This is a genomic window from Levilactobacillus suantsaiihabitans (assembly GCF_004745505.1).
In the GTDB taxonomy this organism is placed as follows: Bacteria; Bacillota; Bacilli; order Lactobacillales; family Lactobacillaceae; genus Levilactobacillus; species Levilactobacillus suantsaiihabitans.
Genome location: NZ_RKLX01000004.1, coordinates 122,310 through 143,927, shown reverse-complemented (window position 1 = coordinate 143,927; position 21,618 = coordinate 122,310). Strand labels below are relative to the sequence as shown.

Here is a 21,618-nt window from a genome sequence, read left to right as displayed (position 1 = left end):
CAGGGCGGAGCCAGCTGTGTCGGCGGTGTTGGCTGAGGTTTTGTCTCAGCCTACTGCGCGGGACGACTTGAGAGACTGGCGGGTTTTGCCAGGCTTTCAAGCGAACCGGAAGATCGCTCCTCAGGCTGGAGGTGTTCCCCAGAGCAGGCGGAGCCCTGGCTGACGCAGGCGGCTTGTTTGACCAATTTTAGATATCGGAACACCGTCATTACGACAATCAGCACGTTAATTTTAGTTTCAACCTTCAACCCAGGTGATTACCAACACGTCAGCCAGTCCAGCCGGATATTAGAAAAATCATAGAATGAAGGATTTCGCTTAGAGCCGCAAGGGCTAGGCGAACCGGGCCGTTAGCACTCTTCAAATTGTTTGCCAAATTCCTTGATTTTTAGAACGAAAAACCATATATTAGATATTGTGATTAGCACTTATGTTAGTCAAGTGCTAACAGTGCTAAAAAGTAAGTTTATTGGAGGGATTCAAGTGTTAAAACCATTAGGAGACCGCGTCATTTTAGATCAACCACAAGAAGAAGAAACGACGGTTGGCGGCATTGTTTTAGCAAGTAATGCGCAGGAAAAGCCTTCAACGGCTAACGTTGTTGCTGTAAGTGATGGCCGTGTGTTAGACAATGGCGATAAGGTAGCCCCAGCTGTTAAGGTTGGCGACAAGGTATTGTTCGACAAGTACGCCGGTACGGAAGTTAAGTACAACGACAAGACTTACCTTGTTTTACACGAAAAGGATTTAGTCGCTGTCGTTGATTAATTTCTTTCCCACTAATACGAGAGATTATTTAAAAAATTTAGTATGAGGTGAATGTAGAAAATGGCTAAAGAACTGAAATTCTCTGAAGATGCACGCAGCAAAATGCTGGCCGGTGTCGACAAGTTAGCTGACACGGTTAAGACCACCTTAGGGCCTAAGGGTCGTAACGTTGTCTTGGAACAAAGCTACGGCAACCCAACCATCACGAACGATGGGGTCACGATTGCCAAGGCCATCGAACTCGATGACCATTTCGAAAACATGGGTGCCAAGTTGGTTTCCGAAGTTGCTTCTAAGACCAACGACATCGCTGGTGACGGGACCACGACCGCTACGGTATTGACCCAAGCCATCGTTAACGAAGGTATGAAGAACGTGACGGCCGGTGCCAACCCTGTTGGTATCCGTCGCGGGATCGAAAAGGCAACTGACGCCGCTGTTAAGGCGCTGCACAAGATGTCTATCGACGTTAAGACTAAGGACGATATCGCCCAAATCGCTTCCATTTCATCCGCTAGCAAGGAAACGGGTAAGTTAATTGCTGACGCCATGGAAAAGGTTGGTAACGATGGGGTCATCACCATTGAAGAATCTCGTGGGGTTGATACCAGCTTAGACGTTGTTGAAGGGATGCAATTCGATCGTGGGTACATGTCTCAATACATGGTTACCGACAACGATAAGATGGAAGCTAACCTCGACAACCCTTACATCTTGATCACTGACAAGAAGATCAGCAACATCCAAGACATCTTGCCATTGCTGCAATCCGTTGTTGAACAAAGCCGTTCACTGTTGATCATCGCGGACGACATCACTGGTGAAGCCTTACCTACCTTGGTCTTGAACAAGATGCGTGGGACCTTCAACGTGGTTGCTGTCAAGGCGCCTGGCTTTGGTGATCGTCGTAAGGCCCAATTAGCTGATATCGCAACCTTAACGGGTGGGACTGTGATTACCGATGACTTAGGCTTGAACTTGAAGGACACGACCATTGATCAATTAGGTCAAGCCCAAAAGGTCAACGTGACTAAGGATGACACCACCATCGTTGAAGGTGCTGGTGCTAAGGACCAAATCGCTGCTCGGGTTGCTGAAATCAAGGGTCAGATCGAAGAAACGACTTCTGACTTTGACCGCGACAAGCTGAAGGAACGTTTGGCTAAGTTATCCGGTGGGGTTGCCGTCGTTCGTGTCGGTGCCGCTACGGAAACTGAATTGAAGGAACGTAAATACCGGATTGAAGATGCCTTGAACGCGACCCGTGCCGCCGTTGAAGAAGGATTCGTTGCTGGTGGTGGGACTGCCTTGATCAACGTCATTGGTGACGTAGCCAAGGTTGACGCTGAAGGCGACGAACAGACCGGTGTGAACATCGTGCTGCGTGCTTTGGAAGAACCAGTTCGCCAAATCGCACAAAACGCTGGTGTTGAAGGCTCAGTTGTCGTTGAACACTTGAAGAGCGAAAAGCCAGGTATTGGCTACAACGCCGCAGACGACAAGTACGAAGACATGGTTAAGGCCGGCATCACTGACCCAACCAAGGTTACTCGTTCTGCACTTCAAAACGCTGCTTCTGTTTCTGCTTTGCTGTTGACGACTGAAGCTGTTGTCGCTGAAAAGCCAGAAGACAACCCAGCACCTGCAGCCCCAGCTGCTAACCCAGGTATGGGCGGCATGATGTAAGCTGCATTTAATTAAAAATGATTGACGAGAAGTCTGAACTTGCGGGTTCAGGCTTCTTTTTTGTTGGCGGCTGAAAAGAGTGTGCCAACAGGCGATTAACTGGCGATCAGTGTTAAGTGGAAGCAGGTGCCTGTCGGCGCACGTTTCGGCTATGAGGCCACTTTGAGACCGCCCTTTGGCCTCAGACCGTCCTCGTGTCCCCACCCCTACTTGGCGAACGGTAGGCGGGCCAGTTCGCAGTGTGCGGCTGTAAGCGACTATTTTTAACGCCATGAGTCGCAGGATAACAAGCGTTTTAGCTGATGTTCGCCGTTCACCCTTTAGTTGGTAGAAAGTTCAGCTTTAGCTTGAATGTGGGGCGACTTAGCGTTAGAATCAAGCATTGTCGCTGAAATAGGGGGAAGGTTCCAGAAATTTCAGTTGCTAGGAGGCACCACTAGCTGAAACGCCTCGGATAGGTCTGCATCTATACGATGACGTTCCAACTCATCTCTAGTGAACGGTAAGGCGGCCAGTACCCCCTACGTAACAACCAAAGGCCGGCTGAAACTCAACCCAACAGGGTAGCAACAAAATTTGGCAAAAAGAAAGTCTTTATTTCTGCCAGACTTTGCCGGATAATGGATAAGTTCGCTAAACAATTCTACGGTTGCGAACTGCTAGAATTGTGGTAATGTGGAGCTAGTTGTAGTAGACTTACTGCACATTCAGATTTGACTGAAACAAGCTATTATTTAACGGGCCTGGTCCCGTTTTCATTATTTGTGGAGATAAGGAGTAAATAGTCATGTGGCGTTATTTAAAGCGGGTTTTAATTGGGAAACCCCTCAAGACCATGGACGAGGGCGGTCAGTCGCTAACCAAGTTTAAAGCGTTAGCCTTGTTGTCATCTGATGCGTTATCCTCCGTGGCTTATGGTACTGAGCAAATTACGACAGTCCTGATTACCTTATCAGCAGCCGCGTTGATGTATCAATTGTGGGTTGCGGCTTTGGTCTTGGTTCTGTTATTTGCGATCACGCTTTCATACCAGCAAATCATTCACGCCTATCCTTCCGGGGGTGGGGCGTATGTGGTTGCTAGCACCAACTGGGGCCAATCGGCCGGGTTAGTCGCTGGGGGCTCACTGCTGGTTGATTATATGCTGACCGTGGCGGTTTCAACGACTTCCGGGACCGAGGCGATTACCTCGGCGATTCCGGCGCTGTATCCGTATTCCGTGTTGGTGTCAGTTTTAATTGTCATTGGCATTATGCTGCTAAACTTACGGGGGATGCGCGAATCGGCGGCATTTCTGACGGTGCCGGTCTACCTGTTCATCGTCATGATCATCGTGATGATCGGCGTGGGCCTGTACAACATCATGAGCGGAAACATTACGTATCACGCCTCCGCTTCGTTGGGCGCACCGGTTCAAGGCATGACCCTGTTGCTGTTCTTCCGGGCCTTCTCGTCCGGGTCATCCTCACTGACTGGGGTCGAAGCTATCAGTAATGCGGTGCCAAACTTCAAAGAACCCAAGCGTCACAACGCGGCCGCGACCTTGGCTATCATGGCCGGTATCCTGGCGATCTTCTTCGCTGGGATTACCTATCTGAGTTACTACATGGGGATTCGGCCCCAGAGTAACCAAACGGTTCTGTCACAAATCGGGGTCGGTGTATTTGGTCACGGGGTGTTCTACTACTTGTTACAATTGTCAACGGCTTTGATTTTGGCCGTGGCTGCCAACACCGGGTTTTCGGCCTTTCCCATCCTGGCTTACAACCTGGCCAAGGATAAATTCCTGCCACACGCTTACCTGGACCGGGGCGACCGGTTAGGGTACTCCAACGGGATTATTTCCTTGGCGGTCGGCGCCATCGTGTTGATCTTCATCTTCCACGGGCAAACGACCTTACTGATTCCGCTGTATGCGGTCGGGGTGTTCGTGCCGTTTACGCTGTCCCAATCCGGGATGATTATTCACTGGTTCCGGACGCGTGAAGGCTGGTGGATCGGCAAATCGTTGATCAACTTACTGGGGGCCTTGATTTCGCTGGTGCTGGTGGTCTTCTTACTGCTGTTGCACTTTGCCAACGTCTGGCCTTACCTGATCATCATGCCGCTGATTTTGCTGCTGTTCTACCGCATCAATGGCCATTACCACAACGTTGCCAAGCAACTGCGGGTCGCGGAAAAAGAACGGGCCGACATTCACGAGTATGATGGGGCGACCGTCATCGTGTTGGTCAGCAACATCACCCGGGTGACGTCCGGAGCCATCAACTACGCCCGGTCGATTGGCGATTACGTTATCGCGATGCACGTGTCCTTCGATGAGAATCCGGAGAAGGAACACAAGACGGCTCAGGAATTCAAGGAAGAGTTCCCGGACATCCGTTTCGTGGATATCCATTCGTCTTACCGCTCCATCGCCACGCCAACGTTGCGGTTCTGTGACGTGATTGCCAAACGCGCGGCGGAACGTAACTTTACAACGACCGTCCTGGTCCCACAATTCGTTCCCCGGCACCCTTGGCAAAACGTCTTGCATAACCAAACAGCGTTGCGCTTACGGACCGTCTTGAATTCACGGGAAAACATTATTGTTTCCACTTATAACTATCACTTGAAGAAATAACTGAACTGAGGCGACTTTCCTGTGGGGAGAGCCGCCTTTTTTACGATTAATTTGAAGAGAGATTTTCCCGGGTGAAGCACTATCAGCCGTTAGCATCAGAGCCAATAAAATTCGTCATATTTCAACGCCTGTCAGCCAGTTTATGCCTCACGGGTGTACTTGCCTGTGACCGTGGGTAAGTGGCCGCTGTGACGTGTAGACGGGCAAATAACGGGGTGGTGCTGGGCATTGTTGCTTGGCGTCTGCTTGCCGGATTAATTGGGGATAGTGCCCAGTGGTCTGGAAGGAAAAAACGTTTGGTTTAGAATACACCAAGCGTTAGGAAAGCAGTTCAGTCAGTTGTACGTCACGAACAGCTGTGCAATCAATCATCAGGCTTGGAATACCTTCAGATTGGCAATTAAACGTCAACATTTCGGGAGTGTAAAGACCCGAGTTCATTTGGCTGTCGTTGATTAGTAACGTCGTATCAGCTAAGGGTAGTTAATTGAATCGATACCTAGGGTTAAGTCAGTTGTACGGGTACACACTTTTGTAGCCGGGAGTTCGCCAAATATGGGTTCAGCCGTGGGAGTTCCCTTAGCGGCACGGGTCCACGGCGCTTAGGGAACTGGCGTCTTTGAGACGCGGGCTCTCGGCTCAAAGCGAGGCCGAGACCGTCTTTCAGGCTTGGTCCGGTCCGCCCACCGCGTTCCAACCCATATTTGGCGGACGGTAGGCGGGCAGGACTTACTCTGAGGCTGTAACCCACCGGTCTCATGATCCGGATGAACTTGGTTGTACAAAAAAACACCGAACCCAGAACGGATTCGGTGTTTTCGTTAATATCAGTTTTAGATCAAGCCCATCATAGAAGCAAATGGTGGTACAACGATATCAACAACGATTGAGATAACAACAACGGCGATAGAAGCCATGGACCCTTGGATAGAACCAAGTTGTAAAGCCTTAGCTGAACCAACCGTGTGTCCCGCAGTACCTAAACCAAGACCGGCACCGATTGGGTCGCTGTTAACACGGAAGAACTTAACGAGCCAGTCACCCAAGGCGTAAATGATAACGGCGTTGAGGATGCAGGCCATCGCAGTAACGGCTGAGTTACCACCGATAGCAGTCGCAATTGGCATCGCGATGGCAGTCGTGGCAGCTTGTGGCATCATGGAAGCAATACCAACGTTGTCCAAGCCGATAAGCTTTGAAACGTAGTAGATAACGAACAAGGAAATGATTAACCCAACGATCAGGGAAAGTACAATTTCCAACCAGAACTTCTTAACAACGTCATTCCGACGGTACAGTGGAATAGCGAAGGCAATCGTAGCTGGGTTTAAGAACCAGAAGATAATGTTACCACCAGGTAAGTAGGCTGACTTGTAGAAAGTAGCCGTATCTGTACCGAATGCCTTAGCAAACAGGAACAGAATGAAGATCCCTAAGACCATCCCAACGAACAGAGGTTGGAATAAGAAGAAACCTTTACCGATCTTGAATAACCATTGACCGAATAAGTAAACAACTAATGATAGAAAAATACCAAATAAGGCGTTACCGGCAGAAGCACCAGCGGCGTTAGTCCCTAACGCATCACCGAGCCATTTGCCCCAAACTGCCATATGGGCGGTTCCAGTTAATGTAATCATAAATTTTCATCCTTTTCTAGTGAAAGTAGTAGCAGTCGACGAAATTATTCTTCGACGTTAACGTCACGATGGAAGACGTTCTTCCGAAGCCAGATGAATCCAGCAGTCGTGTAAGCCACAACAACCAGCAGGACAATCGTTGCAATTAAGATAACGACAACCAGTTGAACCCCTTGGGCCTTTAAGATGTCCAGGCTAGCAGCCAATTGGATACCTGAAGGCACGAACAAGAACGCGATCAAGCTGATCATGAAGTCCCCAAATTTTTCAACGTTGCGTAACTTAACGATGTGGGTAGCCAATAGGATGTAAAGGATTACCAAACCGATAACGGGCGTTGGAACTGGGAATGTTGCTGGGAACAACGGGGAAATTAGGCTGGAAACAAACAGGATTGCGGCGAAGATCCCCATTTGAATTAAGATGGGTGAAGCTTGTTCTTCTTTAGCCGTTTCTGTCTTTGTTGCTTTATCATTAGCAGCCAATAGAAAAATCTCCTTTCGAAATACAAACCAAAAGTGACAGACGACTGGAAAGGTTTCACAAGGAAATAGGATAAATAGCTTGGACACAAATGAAATGTGAAACCTTTCTCAATGGCACAAATCTATTATATGGCTTTTCACCGATTTGCACAAGATAAATCTGTGAATTTTAGGCTTTTGTCTGTATACTTGTGCACGAAATCACCCAAATGGATAGAAAGGAAACGCTTACACAAACTTTATGAATTATTTTTTTATTCACAAGTAAGATCACCGATCGCTTGTGAATTGCCAGTACGGATTACACAAAGGTTGTTTTTCGCTTACGACCTGGAAATCGCGGTTGTGTTTAATTTCAGAGATTTGTATAATTAGCAAAAGAGCTGAATGAAAGAAAGAGGACACTTTAATGAAATTTGAGATTATTGTTAGCTTATTTGCTACCATGATTATCTCCGCGGTCCTAACCCCGTTTGTACGCCGCTTTGCGTTTCAAATTGGTGCGGTGGATAAACCAAATCAGCGCCGGGTCAATAAAGTTCCCATGCCGACGCTGGGTGGCCTAGCGATTTTTATTGCGTTTACGTTTTCGACGATGTTCTTGTTGCGCGACCAGATGCCGACGCAACAGCTGTGGGGGCTATTCGGTGGTGAATGCATCATCGTGGCTGAGGGCATGATCGATGACGTCTTTGAATTAAAACCCCGCCAAAAGGTGCTGGGGCAATTGCTGGCCGCCTTAGAAGTGTACTTTGTGGCTGGCGTCCGGATGCGCTACTTGACGTTGCCCTTCGTGGGGATGTGGCATTTCGGCTGGTTGTCGCTGCCCATCACGCTGCTGTGGATCGTGGCCATCATCAACGCCATCAACCTGATCGACGGACTGGATGGCTTAGCGACGGGGGTCTCCATCATTGCGCTGACCACGACCGGGATCACCGGGTTATTCTTCTTAAACGTGGCCAACACCTGGGTCGCCATCATGATTTTCGCGTTAGTCGCTGCCATGGTGGGTTTCTTACCCTACAACTTTTTCCCGGCCCGGATTTATTTAGGGGATACTGGGGCCCAATTTATTGGGTTTATGATTGCTTGTTTCTCCCTTTATGGGCTGAAAAACGTTACCTTCATTTCCGTCATCATCCCGGTCATCATCTTGGGGGTGCCCATCACGGACACGGTCTACGCCATGATTCGGCGGATCTTAAATCGCCAACCCATCTCACACGCGGACAAGCACCATTTGCATCACCGCTTAATGCAGTTGGGATTGACGCACCGGCAAACGGTTTTGGTCATCTACGGGATTGCGTTGATCTTCTCGTTCATTTCCTTACTGTACCCGCTGTCAACCATTTGGGGCTCGGTCCTGTTGACGATTGCCATTTTGATTGGCCTGGAGCTATTCGTTGAGGCCATCGGGTTGGTCGGATCTAACCGACAGCCGTTACTCCATTGGATCAATCATATTGTCCAAAAATTGACATCAAAAAATTCTGATTAACGGCTGCGTCCACAGGGATGACGCACGAAAAACGCTCGTCAGGTTGCTGAGGCAATCTGGCGGGCGTTTTTAATTTGGTTAGGGTGGTAATCGTGCTGGCTCATGCAAGTGACGTGGACCAGGTGCTGCTGATCGGCGCTACCGTGGCCGGACTGGAGGCGGCCAGTTTTGACAAAGAAGCCGCTAGTTCAAGTATTGGTTGAAGAAGCTGTCCAGCTTGTCGAACGGAATCAGATCATGGTTGACGCCACCGTCGTACAGGTCCGTATGCACGGCACCGGGGATGGTCAGGAATTCCTTGTTGTTCGTGTAGTTGGAATTAGTCGTCATTTGTTTGAAGGCGGCCAGTATGCATCGTGAGGCTGTAAACGACTATTCTTGACGTCATGAGGCACATGATAACAGTAGTTCCAGCCAATCGCCTTTTGGCCCACTCTCGACTTTCGACTAGGGGCAGACCAGCTCAGTCGTCAGAGCGACTGCTGGCGTTGATTTCGACTGGAACCTCGTTGTAGGCGATGTCGCCGAGCTTGAGGGTCAGCCGGTCACTGAGTAGATTGGTAATCGCCGTTTGAGTGGCGGTCACGTCGGCCAGGTCAACGGCAATTGTGACGGCGACCTGATCGGTATAGCTGGTGTCTAAGATGGCCACGTTGTTTTCCGTTAGGTAGTGGTTGAGTCGGTCAAAGTTGGGGTAGTCCACGGTCAACGTCATGGCTTGTTGACGGACCAATTTGACCACGCCGACCGCCTCGATGGCCGTGGAGGTACTGTTGCTGTAAGCGCGGATCAAGCCGCCGGCGCCCAGCTTAATGCCCCCGAAATACCGGGTGACCACCGCGATGACGTTGTGGAGATGGTTGCGCTGAAGCACCGTCAAAATTGGGACGCCGGCGGTTCCGGACGGTTCGCCGTTGTCGCTTTCGCGTTGGATCTCATCGTGTTCGCCAATCAAGTAAGCCCAACAATGGTGGGTCGCCTTGGGTTCGCGTGCGGTGACGGCAGCGATGAAGGCCTTGGCTTCGTCTTCAGACGTTACGCGGCCGAGGTCCCCAATGAAGCGGGACTTTTTAATTTCCAGTTCATGATTGCCGCTGGCACGGATGGTTAAGTAATCAGTTTCCATTTAAAAACACCTTTCCAAAAAAATATCGGCCCGCGATTACGGAGTTAGTCTATAGACACCCTTAGAGGAGGAACTTTGGATGACAAATAATGAAGCGTTTTTTGGTCGACAGTTGCCCTTGCGCACGGCACCAACGCCTGAGTTGACGGGCACGCCCGCGCTTAAAGCGTTGGGGTCGCGGCTTCAGTGCCAACGCTGCGGACACTGGTTAGGGCCGGACGACCAGTTGGCCAATCAGGCGTGGTACTGCCGGCAATGTCTACAGTTGGGACGATTGACTTCTCAAGATAAATTATACACTATTCCCGAACCAAATCAGTCGCCGAAGTTGGCCAATGGAGGACTGACCTGGACCGGAGAGTTGAGTGCCCAGCAACGGGTCGCCGCGCAGTCGGTACTGGCCCACGTCCAAGCGCAGACCAATCACCTGTTGTGGGCGGTCACGGGTGCCGGCAAAACGGAGATCGTCTATCCGGCGTTGGCCTGGGCGTTAAGTCAGGGATGGCGGGTCGCCTGGACCTCGCCTCGCGTCGACGTGTGTTTGGAACTGGCGCCACGGCTGCAGGCGGCCTTTGCGGACGTACCCCAGACCGTTTTGTACGGTGATCAGCCGCAACCGTATCGCTACTGTCCGTTGACGGTCTGCACGACCCATCAACTGTTGCGGTTCAAGGCGGCCTTTGATCTGATCGTAGTCGACGAGGTCGATGCCTTTCCGCTGGCCACCAGCCCCATGCTCAAACGGGCCATCGACCACGCCCAGAAGCCATCGGGATGTCATTTATACTTGACGGCGACTCCCGGAGAGCGCCTGCAACGCCGCGTGGCTCGCAAGGAATTGGCGGTGACCTACGTGCCATTGCGCTACCACGGTCATTTACTGCCGCAGATCGACTTACAAATTGCCTGGCGGTGGCGCGAACAGTTGCGACGTCGCAAATTGCCTGCCCGGTTGATTCATCAGTTGCGCGGCTATTTACGAGCTGGCCAACGATTCCTCCTGTTCGTGCCCCACGTGGCGGACCTGGCGGTGGTCGATCAGGCCCTACACCTGGCCGGAATTACCGGCGGGGTGACGGTCCACGCAGCCGACGAAGCGCGTCAGGAAAAGGTTCAGGCGATGCGTGACCAAAAGGTGGCCTTCTTGGTGACGACCACGATTTTGGAGCGAGGCGTGACCTTTCCCAACGTGGCGGTCGTCATCTTGGGTGGGGATGATCCGGTATTTTCCACAGCGGCGTTGGTCCAGATTGCTGGCCGGGTCGGGCGGAGTGCCCAATTTCCCACGGGTGACGTGACCTGTTACTGCCACAGCTATGCGCGGCGGGTGCGGTTGGCCCGGGGGATGATCGCCCGCTTGAACTTGCAGGGGCGGCGTCAGGGAGGGCGGCCATGAACGCCTGTGTCTGGTGCGGTCGCCGTCTGGGTGGCGTGGTGACGGTCAGCCAGCTTTGGCGGTGGGGGCCGCTGATCAAGTCGGCCGTTTGTGCCGCGTGTCAAACGCGGTTGACGCCCATTTCCATCCTGCATTGCCCGCAGTGTGGCCGCCAGCAAACGGACGAGACAATTTGTCGGGACTGCCAGCGCTGGACGGGGCCACCGCTGGTCAATCACGCGTTATACGTCTACGATGCCGCCATGAAGGCCTATATGCAGCAGTACAAGTTTCAGGGCGATTTTGCGCTGCGGCGGGTGTTGCAGGAACCTCTGCGCTTGGCGTTGGCCCGGGAGACCTACGACGTGTTGGTGCCAATTCCGGTGGATCAGGCGACCTGGCAGCAGCGCGGTTTCAACCAGGTCACCGGGTGGCTGCAGACCCAGCCCTTTCAGCAGGACTTACTAGTGCGTGCCAGCCACAAAGACCAGCCACAGTCGGCCAAGGACCGTGCGGCGCGATTACGGACGGCTCAGCCGTTTATCCTGGCGCCGCATGCGGCTGACATTTTGATGGGCCAGCGGGTATTGCTGTTAGATGACGTGTATACCACGGGACGAACGTTGCGCCATGCCGCTGCGCAAATTTATTTAGGCGGCGCGAAAGCGGTTACCAGCTTGACGTTAGCGCGTTAAGTGCTCCGAAAAAATAATTAGATTAATTGTTTCTGGTAGGGCTTTCTATTATAATAAATGTAAGCAAAGCATATTAGAAGAGTGGTCCTTCTAATGCTGAGCAAGCCAAGGGATCTCTTGGCTGAAGGGAGAGAAGTTTTATGCTCACATTTAATATTCGTGGTGAAAACATCGAAGTTACTGACGCAATACGGGATTACGTTGAAAAGCGTATCAGCAAGTTGGAGAAATATTTCGACAACAATGTTGAGGCAATTGCGCATGTCAACCTGAAGGTCTACCAAAACAAGACAGCGAAGGTTGAAGTAACAATCCCACTCCCATACTTGACATTACGGGCAGAGGAAACCTCTCCGGACTTATATGCAAGTGTTGACTTGGTTACGGACAAGCTGGAACGTCAAATTCGCAAGTACAAGACCAAGGTCAACCGTAAGTCACGGGAGAAGGGATACAAGAATCTCGACTTCTCACCAGATACTGACAGTGACAATACAGCTGACAGTAGCGATTTGGAAGTTGTCCGCACCAAGCGCGTTTCATTGAAGCCAATGGATAATGAAGAAGCCGTTCTCCAAATGGACATGTTAGGCCATGACTTCTTTATCTATGAAGATGCCGAAACCAATGGGATCAGCATCGTCTACCGTCGCAATGACGGCCGGTATGGCTTGATTGAGGCCGATGATCAAGATTAAGTAAGTTTAATTGACGAAGCGCCGCGTGTCTGCGGTGCTTTTTTTATGGCCTGTGGTAGGCTACAGATAAGTGACACTCAGATTTAATCTGGGCGCAATCCGGGCGCCATTTGCGTTTGGTATCCTAGATAAATGGAGCGTTTGACGTGATTTTGGGGTGAAAAGCCGAAATGGATTAAACGTTAAACTAATTTTGTTAACCCCATTTGTCGTTGCTATAACGCCAAAGAAACCGCTTCACTGTGAGGCGGCTGTGGAGATTTGTTTCATCTTGGCCGGGATAGTGGTAAAATGTAGGTTGATTTATTGCAAATAAATGGGTAACTTTAAATAGACTTACTAAATGTACTGAAGGGAATTCTCACATGGCAAATATTTTGAAACGATGGGTCGAAAGTGATCGCCGGACTTTACGACGCCTCAGTAAATTAGCGGACCAAGTTGGCGCATACGCTGACGAGTACGCAGCACTTTCAGACGATGATTTGAAAGCGAAAACGCCTGAATTTAAGAAGCGTTATCAAGACGGCGAAACGTTGGACGATTTACTGCCTGAGGCTTTCGCGGCTATCCGTGAAGGTGCCAAGCGGGTCCTCGGTCTCTATCCTTTCCACGTGCAGATCATGGGGGGAATTGTGCTTCATGAAGGGAACATTTCCGAAATGAAGACCGGTGAAGGGAAGACCTTGACCGCCACGATGCCCGTGTACCTGAATGCCTTAGCGGGTAAAGGGGTTCACGTGGTTACGGTTAACGAATACCTGTCTGCACGGGACGCAACTGAAATGGGTGAACTGTACACCTGGATGGGCTTAACGGTTGGCTTGAACTCCGCTGAAAAGTCCCCAGAAGAAAAGCGGGAAGCCTACAATGCCGACATCACCTATTCAACCAACGGGGAAATCGGGTTCGATTACCTCCGGGATAACATGGTGGTGTACAAAGAAGACATGGTGCAACGGCCATTGAACTACGCAATCGTCGATGAAGTTGACTCCATCTTAATTGATGAAGCCCGGACCCCCTTGATCATTTCTGGTCAATCCGAAGGGACGAGTGCTTTGTATCAACGGGTGGACCGGTTTGCGAAGACCTTGCACGAAAAAGAAGACTTTAAGATCGACTTGGAATCCAAGACGGTGGCGTTGACCGACACCGGGATCGAAAAGGCGGAAAAGTACTTTAACTTGAAGAACCTGTATGATACGGACAACACGGCCTTGACCCACCACATGGACCAAGCGCTGCGGGCCAACTTTATCATGCTCCGTGATAAGGACTACGTGGTCCAAGATGGCGAAGTCTTAATCGTTGATTCCTTTACTGGGCGGGTCATGGACGGTCGTCGGTACTCCGACGGGCTGCACCAGGCCATTGAAGCCAAGGAAGGCGTCGAGATTCAAGAAGAAACCAAGACCATGGCGAACATTACCTACCAAAACTTGTTCCGGATGTACAAGAAGCTCGCCGGGATGACCGGGACGGCCAAGACCGAAGCGGAAGAATTCCGGGAAATCTACAACATGGAAGTCATCACCGTGCCGACCAACAAGCCGGTCGTGCGGGTCGATCAACCTGACTTGTTGTACCCAACCTTGGAATCGAAGTTCAACGCCGTGGTCAACGAGATCAAGACGCTGCACGCCAAAGGTCAACCAATGTTGATTGGGACCGTGGCCGTGGAAACGTCTGAATACTTGTCACAACGGTTGGACCAAGAAAACATCCCACACGTGGTCTTGAACGCCAAGAACCATGCCAAGGAAGCCGACATCATTCAAAACGCCGGTCAAAAGGGTGCCGTCACCATCGCCACCAACATGGCCGGGCGGGGGACTGATATTAAATTAGGACCCGGCGTGGTTGAAATTGGTGGGTTGGCCGTTATCGGGACTGAACGTCACGAATCACGGCGGATCGACAACCAGCTTCGTGGCCGTTCCGGTCGTCAAGGGGACCCTGGTATGACGCAATTCTACCTGTCCCTGGAAGATGATTTGATGCGGCGATTCGGTTCCGACCGGGTCAAGGCCTTCTTGGAACGGATGAACGTGGATGGCGAAGATGCCGTTATCCGGAGTCGCATGATCACCAAGCAAGTGGAATCCGCCCAAAAGCGGGTTGAAGGGAACAACTACGATTCCCGGAAGAACGTCTTGCAATACGATGATGTGATGCGGCAACAACGGGACGTCATTTATGGCGAACGGAACCAAGTCATTAACCAAGACAAGTCACTGAAGTGGGTCTTAATGCCAATGATCAAACGGACCGTCGACCGCGTGGTTAACTTACACACACAAGGCGACCAATCCGACTGGGATTTGGATACCTTACTGGACTTCGGGATTTCCGCAATGGTTTCCCCAGACAAGATCAGTTTGGATGACCTGAAGGGCAAGACCGCAGATGAGATCAAGGCCTTCTTCATGGGCTTAGCCGAAGACGTTTACGCCGAAAAGCAAAAGCAACTCTACGATCCAGCACAAATGCTTGAATTCGAAAAGGTTGTCCTCTTGCGTTGCGTGGACTCTCATTGGACCGACCACATTGATGCCATGGACCAATTACGGCAATCAATCGGGTTACGGGGTTACGGTCAGTTGAACCCGTTGGTTGAATACCAACAAGACGGGTTCCGGATGTTCGGTGAAATGATCTCCGACATTGACTACGACGCCACGCGCCTGTTCATGAAGTCTGAAATTCGACAAAATATTACCCGGTAAACGGGAACGGACGAGGCGAAAGAGATTCTTTCGCCTCGTTTTTGGTAAAAAGAGTGGGACCCAAGGCGGTTAGTCGGCGAGCATTAAAGCTGCTAAGCGGATAATCCCGGTCTTGGATTATTTGCTTAGCAGTTTTAAGCGGAACCGGCTGCCTTGGGTCGCACGTTTCGGCCATGTCGCCCGAGTGACTAGCGGCTAATCCGGGGCTTGGATTAGTTACCTATCGTTGTTAAGCGGAACCAGTTGCCTGTTGGCGCACGTTTCGGCTATGTCGCCCGAGTGACTAGCGTTGACGACGCGTTCGAGGACCAGTCCACCTGAGCGTATATCAAGGGTACGACTGGAATGTGGCAAGCGGAACCGACTGCCTTGGGTCGCACGTTTCGGCTATGTCGCCTGAGTGACTAGACAGTGGCCATTGCGATTCGTCTCGCTGGACAGTCACCCGACATCGTGACGATAATAAGGTGTGGCTGGCCACGAGAATCAAGTTACTAGTTAAGAAGAACCGCTGGCTGAATTGAACCAATAGCAAACAAATCACTTAAAAAGGAGCCAACAAACATGGAATTAAGCGATGCAAAACGCGAAATTACTGCCATGAAAGAACAACTCACCGGCTTTAGGGGGTCACTTTGACTTTGATGCCTTAAACGAAAGCATCAGTGTCAATGAAGGCCAAATGGCCCAACCGGGCTTTTGGGACGACGCGCAAGCCGCCCAGAAACTGATCGATGAGACCAATGACATGAAGAAAAAGGTGGAGGAATACCAGAAGCTGTCCGATCAAGTGGATGACCTGGAAGTCGCCTTGGAATTGTTGCAGGATGAACCAGATGCCGACATGCAAGCCGAGTTTGAAACGGACTTTGCGGCGGCCAAGAAGGCCCTGCAACAGTACAGCTTGAACATGTTGCTCAACCAGAAATACGACCGCAACAACGCCATTTTGGAAATCCATCCTGGGGCCGGGGGAACCGAATCCCAGGACTGGGGCGAAATGCTGATGCGGATGTACACGCGTTGGGCGGAACAACATCAGTTCAAGGTGACCGTGCTGGATTACCAAGCGGGGGATGTGGCTGGGTTGAGTAGCGCCACGCTCCTGATTGCCGGGCACAATGCCTATGGGTATTTGCGTTCTGAAAAGGGCGTTCACCGGCTGGTACGGATCTCGCCGTTTGATTCGGCCGGGCGCCGGCACACGTCCTTCGCGTCGGTCGACGTGTTGCCTGAGCTGGACGATTCCGTGGACGTGGAGATCAATCCGGCCGACTTGAAGGTCGACGTTTACCGGGCTTCCGGAGCCGGGGGCCAACACGTCAACAAAACGTCATCGGCCGTCCGGATCACCCACTTGCCCACGGGTATCGTGACGCAGAGTCAGGCGCAACGTTCACAGCTGCAAAACCGCCAGACGGCGCTGGGTATGTTACGGGCCAAGCTGTACGAGCGCGAGGAAGAAAAGAAGGCCGCCGAAAAGGCCAAACTTGAAGGCGACCAGATGGACATCGGCTGGGGGTCGCAGATTCGCTCCTACGTTTTCCATCCGTACACCATGGTCAAGGATCACCGGACCAATTACGAAACGGGAAACGGGCAAGCCGTGATGGACGGCGACCTCGATCCGTTCATCGACGCTTATCTGCAGTGGCAGTTGAGCCAGAAGAATCCGGATTAAGGCAGGTCGAAATAACTTCAACCGCCAATTGATGATTAAAATAATGATTAGATGGGTAACGCGAATGTCGTGTTACCCATTTTTGTTTCATGATATACTGGGGACAGCTATCTTTTCAGGAAAGGTGTCGATTTCATGCGGACATTTATTGCTTGTAGCACTTACCTGCTGCAGCCGCTGGTTTGGCTGGCGATTTTACGCGTTTGGCTGACCAGTCGCGCGCGGATCAAGTCCGAGCGTCATGATTTTGGAAGTGCCGTTTTTAGCGACCACTTCGAGTTGCGTCATCTGTTGACCCAGGGCGTCTTGCTGGGGTTGGGGTTATCGGTGGTCAATCTGGCCGTGGGCTTTAGCCTGCCGCTGTTGTGGATCATCATTTACGAGGGCTTGGCCATCCTGACGTTGGTCTTATTGCCCACGACGATCTTGCCGCTGACGTTGATCGTGGTCACCACGGTGCTGACCGTCTTTGGGGGCACTTACATAACGGCCAAGCCGGACCTATCAGCGTTGGGCCTCAACTGGTCGTCAGTTTCCGGGGCCAATTATTTGTGGTTGGCCGTGGTCTTCTTCCTTTTGTTAGGGCATTGGGTGGCCCATTACGGTGGCCGCTTTGCCAGCCCAAAGATCTACGCCAAGCAACGGGGCAAACGCATCGCGGGGTACCCGTGGCGCGAATTTTTGGTCTTGCCCATGGTGACGTTGGTTCCCGGCGACTGGTTGACCAGTCAGTGGGCCTTTTGGCCGGTCTTTCACATTCAAGGCAAGAGCTTTGCCATTTTGGTGATCCCGCTGATTCTAGGGTTACGGCTGACGGTCTTTCGTCAAGCCCCGCATGTGGTCTATCGCAAGCTAGCCCGGCAGTTCGTCTGGTTAGCCGTGGTCGCGGCGGTCTTTTGTGGGTGGACGGCATTTCGCCCGACCGATGCGCCTTACCTATTAATCATTCTGTTAGTTGGTTATGCGGTTATCCTATGGCGAGCCAAACGCTATGACGAACGGCAACAATTCTGGTATTCTCAGGTCGACGATGGTGTCCGCGTATTAGCGATTCGCCCGCGAACGCCCGCTGTCAAAATGGATCTGGCGGCCGGCGACATCATTTTGGAATGCAACCATCGTCCCGTAAACAGTGAAACGAGTTTTTATGAGGCCCTCCTTGCCAATCCGGCGTATTGTCATTTACGCGTTCGGGACATGAATGGCGAGTTAAAGATGACGGAAACAGCGATTTATTCTGGGGCACCGCACGAAATCGGCATCGTTTTATTCAGAGATCAGGAGGGGTAAACCTATGAGTCGAGTCCTAGTCGTCGATGACGAGCCCGCAATTGTGACGTTGTTGCAGTACAACTTGGAACAAGCAGATTTTCAAGTGGTGACCGCAATCGACGGTGAGCAGGCGTTAAATTTAGCGTTACACGAAAAGTTTGATGTTATTTTGTTGGATTTAATGTTGCCTAAATTGGATGGGGTGGAGGTCACCAAACGCCTTCGCCAAGAAAAGATTCAGACGCCCATCATCATGGTGACGGCCAAGACCGGCGAGTTCGACAAGGTCTTTGGCCTGGAACTCGGCGCGGATGATTACATCACCAAGCCGTTTAGCCCGCGCGAAGTGATCGCCCGTATCAAGGCGGTCATGCGGCGCTATCACGAGGATCAACCACAAGGACAGACCCCGGAGAAGGTCGACCACCGCTTGAAGGTCGGGGACCTGACCATTGACCAGGACAAATTCCAGGTCAAGCGCGGTGACCAGCCCATCGAGTTGACCCCCAAGGAATTTGAATTACTGTTGTTTTTTGCTAAGCGTCCCGGCAAGGTGTGGAGTCGTGAACAGCTGCTGGAAGGCGTCTGGGGCTTTGACTACAGTGGTCAAACGCGCATGGTCGACATTCACGTGTCGCATTTGCGTGAAAAAATCGAGTTGGACCCCAAGCATCCCGTGCTATTGAAGACGGTGCGGGGCTTTGGCTACACCTTTGAGGCCCAGTCATGATGCGCCAACTGCTGGTGGCCTTTGTTGGGCTGGGGATGGTGAATACGCTGCTGGTCTGGCTGGTGCGGGCGCCTCACGTGGCGTTGGCGACGCTGGTCGCGTGGTCCGTGGCCCTGCTGGAAACGGTGGTGCTGAGCTACGTGTACCGCTGGTTAGAACAGCGAATCACGATTTTGACCAAGAAGGTGGAAGGCATTCGCCACGAAGAGACGCCAGCCCACGTGCTGTTGTCGCCCCACGACCCGTTTCAGCAATTGGCCCTGCAGATCAATTACCTGCAGACGCAACAGCGCAAGGCCCGCCGCGAGATGGCCAGTCAAAATCAGGAGTTCGCGACGTTACTGGACTACCTGCCGATTGGCGTGATGGTGATTGACCGCTACCGCAAAGTCGAGCTGGCCAATCCGGCGATGGAGCAGTTCTTACAACGCCAGATTTCTCCGCGGCGGCACCCGTTCACCCAAGACGTGCAACAGTTCGAGCTGGCCAGTCTGATCAACGCGGCGCTCAATGACCGCCAGACGCAGCACAAGACGCTGAAGTTGCCCGGGGTGGTCAAGGAGCGGACGGTCGATGCGCGCGCCATTTATACCGCCACGTCGCAGGACTATTTTCAGGTGCTGGTCCTGCTCTACGACGTCACGGAGGTGTACGCCGTGGAACAGATGCAGATGGACTTCGTGTCCAATGCATCGCACGAGCTGAAGACGCCGGTCACCGCCATTTCTGGCTTTGCCAAGACGTTATTAGCGGGAGCCAAGGATGACCCGGAGAAATCAGTGGAGTTCTTGAAGATCATTGACCAACAAAGTGAGCGCCTGGTGGAATTGATCAACGACGTGTTGACCATCTCGCACATTGAGTCGGGCAACGCCGTGGAGGTGGCTGAGGTGCCGGTCGGCCAGATGGTCGCCAGCCAGGTCTCCTTACTGTCGCCATTAGCCGCGGTCAATGCCGTGACGCTGATCAATCAGGTACCGGCCGAATTGGTGGCCGTGACGGACCAGCACAAGTTCGACCAGATCTTGAAAAATGTGTTGAGTAACGCCATTAAATACAATCGGCCTCAGGGCACGGTCACGTTGACCAGCCAGGAGACGCCTAAAGCCTGGTCGCTCACGATTGCGGACACGGGAATTGGTATCGCGCCCCAGGACCAACTTCGGGTGTTCGAGCGCTTCTACCGTGCGGACGTGTCGCATTCTAACCAGCTGGTCAGTGGCAGCGGCCTGGGCCTAGCCATCGTGCGTGAACTGGTCCAGTCGTTGAACGGTAAGATCGACCTGCAAAGCACGCCCGACGTCGGCACCCAGGTCACCATGACTTTTCCGGTGGCTTAGGCCCGGCGGCTAAAATTAAGAAACTCATCAGGACGCAGCCAGGGGATGGTTGCGTCCTTTTGGGTCCAGTAAGGTAGCTGAGGGTTGAACCTGAAATTAACGCGCTGATTACCGTAATGACGGTGTTCTGACACCTGAAATTGGCAAAACCAAGCGCCTACGTTAGCCGGGGTTCCGGCAAGGTTGCTATCAGTAATACCGTGTAAAAGTCTATTCACTTAAAAATCATGGTCACCCAGCATGATTTCAACAAAAATTTACCCAGTACGGGATATATTTACACAACCTTTACAATATGTCTACATGACATTTACATTAGTTCGGTATACTAAATTTTGAAATGGTTGGGCCAGAGACGCGCAACCGATTTAGGAGGGTACGGTATGTCGAAAAAACGCTGGGTGCAGGGCCTAGTCTTGGTGGTACTGGTCGCATTGGGAGTCTTTGCTTACCAGACACGGCAAGTCAGCCACGCGGGTGAATCCATTACCGCAGTTGGTTCAACGGCGCTACAACCCCTGGTGGAAGCCGCGGGTGAACAGTATACGAGCGAACACCTGGGAACGTTCATCAACGTTCAAGGGGGTGGGACCGGTACTGGGTTGAGCCAAATTCAAGAAGGGGCCGTGCAGATTGGGGATTCCGACCTATTCGCCGCCGAACAAAAGGGCATCCGGGCCGCCGAGTTAGTCGATCATCGGGTGGCCGTCGTGGGGATTACGCCCATCATCAATAAGCGCGTGGGCATCAAAAATTTGTCAACGCACCAATTGATTCAAGTCTTCACGGGTCAGGTGACTAACTGGAAACAGATTGGTGGCGCTGATCTACCGATTGTTTTGATCAACCGGGCGCAAGGTAGTGGGACCCGGGCGACCTTTGAGCAATTTGGCCTAATGAAGCACCGCTCCAAGACGGCCCAAGAACAGGATTCGTCTGGGATGGTGCGCTCCATCGTGGCGACTACCCCCGGTGCCATCAGCTATGTGGCATTTTCTTACGTGGACAAGACTGTGCAGGATGTTTCCTTAAATCACGTGGCGCCCACGGAAGACAATGTGATCACGAACAAGTGGCCGATTTGGTCTTACGAGCATCTGTACACGAAGGGCCAGCCCACGGGCTTAACCAAGGCCTTTATCGCCTACGTCCAGTCTCCCGCAATTCAAAAGACATTGGTACGCCAACTGGGATATTTATCCCCGGATCAAATGTTGGTTGAACGCAATGCCGCGGGACACATTACCAAGACGGGAGGCGCCTAAG

General features: G+C 51.9%; 17 protein-coding genes. 13 read left to right on the top strand and 4 right to left on the bottom strand.

Going from position 1 to position 21,618, the window contains the following annotated elements:
- Positions 1-483 precede the first annotated feature (483 nt).
- The 3 genes from groES to EGT51_RS03815 all read left to right on the top strand — a co-directional run bounded on the left by groES (position 484) and on the right by EGT51_RS03815 (position 5,077).
- Complete coding sequence (gene groES, locus EGT51_RS03825) at positions 484-768, top strand: co-chaperone GroES (protein WP_135367476.1); 285 nt, start codon at positions 484-486, stop codon at positions 766-768.
- Positions 769-828: 60 nt separating this feature from the next.
- Positions 829-2,454 (top strand): chaperonin GroEL, encoded by a 1,626-nt coding sequence (gene groL / locus EGT51_RS03820; RefSeq protein ID WP_135367475.1) that lies wholly within the window; start codon positions 829-831, stop codon positions 2,452-2,454.
- A 787-nt stretch (positions 2,455-3,241) separates the two neighbouring features.
- Positions 3,242-5,077 carry an APC family permease gene (locus EGT51_RS03815; protein WP_135367474.1) on the top strand — a complete coding sequence of 612 codons (1,836 nt, stop codon included), beginning with the start codon at positions 3,242-3,244 and terminating at the stop codon, positions 5,075-5,077.
- An 833-nt stretch (positions 5,078-5,910) separates the two neighbouring features.
- On the opposite strand, the gene lrgB is transcribed toward EGT51_RS03815, so the two are convergent.
- Together lrgB and EGT51_RS03805 are read right to left on the bottom strand one after the other, a co-directional pair.
- Positions 5,911-6,717, bottom strand: coding sequence for an antiholin-like protein LrgB (gene lrgB / locus EGT51_RS03810; protein WP_135367473.1), 807 nt, complete (start codon positions 6,715-6,717; stop codon positions 5,911-5,913).
- A 44-nt stretch (positions 6,718-6,761) separates the two neighbouring features.
- Entirely contained in the window at positions 6,762-7,202 is a 441-nt protein-coding gene (locus tag EGT51_RS03805) for a CidA/LrgA family protein (RefSeq protein WP_179951125.1), read from the bottom strand.
- Positions 7,203-7,611: 409 nt separating this feature from the next.
- On the opposite strand from EGT51_RS03805, the gene EGT51_RS03800 reads away from it, so the two are divergent.
- Positions 7,612-8,706: a glycosyltransferase family 4 protein gene (locus EGT51_RS03800; RefSeq protein WP_135367472.1), complete on the top strand. Its 1,095-nt coding sequence runs from the start codon at positions 7,612-7,614 to the stop codon at positions 8,704-8,706.
- Between the two features lie 183 nt (positions 8,707-8,889).
- Here the strand turns inward: EGT51_RS03800 and EGT51_RS03795 are convergent, their stop codons facing one another.
- Both EGT51_RS03795 and EGT51_RS03790 read right to left on the bottom strand, forming a co-directional pair.
- Complete coding sequence (locus EGT51_RS03795; protein WP_179951124.1) at positions 8,890-9,036, bottom strand: hypothetical protein; 147 nt, start codon at positions 9,034-9,036, stop codon at positions 8,890-8,892.
- 133 nt (positions 9,037-9,169) lie between these two features.
- A complete protein-coding gene (locus EGT51_RS03790) occupies positions 9,170-9,832 on the bottom strand; it encodes a YigZ family protein (RefSeq protein ID WP_135367471.1) in 663 nt (220 codons plus the stop codon).
- Positions 9,833-9,911: 79 nt separating this feature from the next.
- Here EGT51_RS03790 and EGT51_RS03785 point away from each other — a divergent pair, with 79 nt between their 5' ends.
- The 9 genes from EGT51_RS03785 (at position 9,912) to EGT51_RS03745 (ending at position 21,617) form a co-directional block, all read left to right on the top strand.
- Entirely contained in the window at positions 9,912-11,228 is a 1,317-nt protein-coding gene (locus tag EGT51_RS03785; protein ID WP_135367470.1) for a DEAD/DEAH box helicase, read from the top strand.
- The gene (locus tag EGT51_RS03780; protein ID WP_135367469.1) at positions 11,225-11,902 is read left to right on the top strand and encodes a ComF family protein; all 678 of its coding nucleotides are present in this window, start codon (positions 11,225-11,227) and stop codon (positions 11,900-11,902) included. The genes EGT51_RS03785 and EGT51_RS03780 overlap by 4 nt, the downstream gene beginning before the upstream one ends.
- 140 nt (positions 11,903-12,042) lie before the next feature.
- Positions 12,043-12,600, top strand: coding sequence for a ribosome hibernation-promoting factor, HPF/YfiA family (gene hpf / locus EGT51_RS03775; protein WP_135367468.1), 558 nt, complete (start codon positions 12,043-12,045; stop codon positions 12,598-12,600).
- A gap of 365 nt (positions 12,601-12,965) precedes the next feature.
- The gene (secA, locus tag EGT51_RS03770; protein ID WP_135367467.1) at positions 12,966-15,329 is read left to right on the top strand and encodes a preprotein translocase subunit SecA; all 2,364 of its coding nucleotides are present in this window, start codon (positions 12,966-12,968) and stop codon (positions 15,327-15,329) included.
- A gap of 564 nt (positions 15,330-15,893) precedes the next feature.
- Positions 15,894-17,010, top strand: a protein-coding gene (gene prfB / locus EGT51_RS03765) for a peptide chain release factor 2 (protein WP_135367466.1) whose coding sequence is annotated in 2 segments (ribosomal slippage) — positions 15,894-15,965 and positions 15,967-17,010 — 1,116 coding nt in all. Because the reading frame shifts where the segments join, the coding sequence is not laid out codon by codon here.
- A 135-nt stretch (positions 17,011-17,145) separates the two neighbouring features.
- Entirely contained in the window at positions 17,146-18,300 is a 1,155-nt protein-coding gene (locus tag EGT51_RS03760) for a PDZ domain-containing protein (RefSeq protein WP_135367465.1), read from the top strand.
- 4 nt (positions 18,301-18,304) lie between these two features.
- Positions 18,305-19,012, top strand: a complete 708-nt coding sequence (locus EGT51_RS03755; RefSeq protein ID WP_135367464.1) for a response regulator transcription factor — start codon at positions 18,305-18,307, stop codon at positions 19,010-19,012.
- Positions 19,009-20,352, top strand: coding sequence for a sensor histidine kinase (locus EGT51_RS03750; protein WP_135367463.1), 1,344 nt, complete (start codon positions 19,009-19,011; stop codon positions 20,350-20,352). Before EGT51_RS03755 ends, EGT51_RS03750 begins: the two co-directional genes overlap by 4 nt.
- Before the next feature lie 383 nt (positions 20,353-20,735).
- The gene (locus EGT51_RS03745) at positions 20,736-21,617 is read left to right on the top strand and encodes a phosphate ABC transporter substrate-binding protein (protein WP_135367462.1); all 882 of its coding nucleotides are present in this window, start codon (positions 20,736-20,738) and stop codon (positions 21,615-21,617) included.
- Position 21,618: the final 1 nt, after the last annotated feature.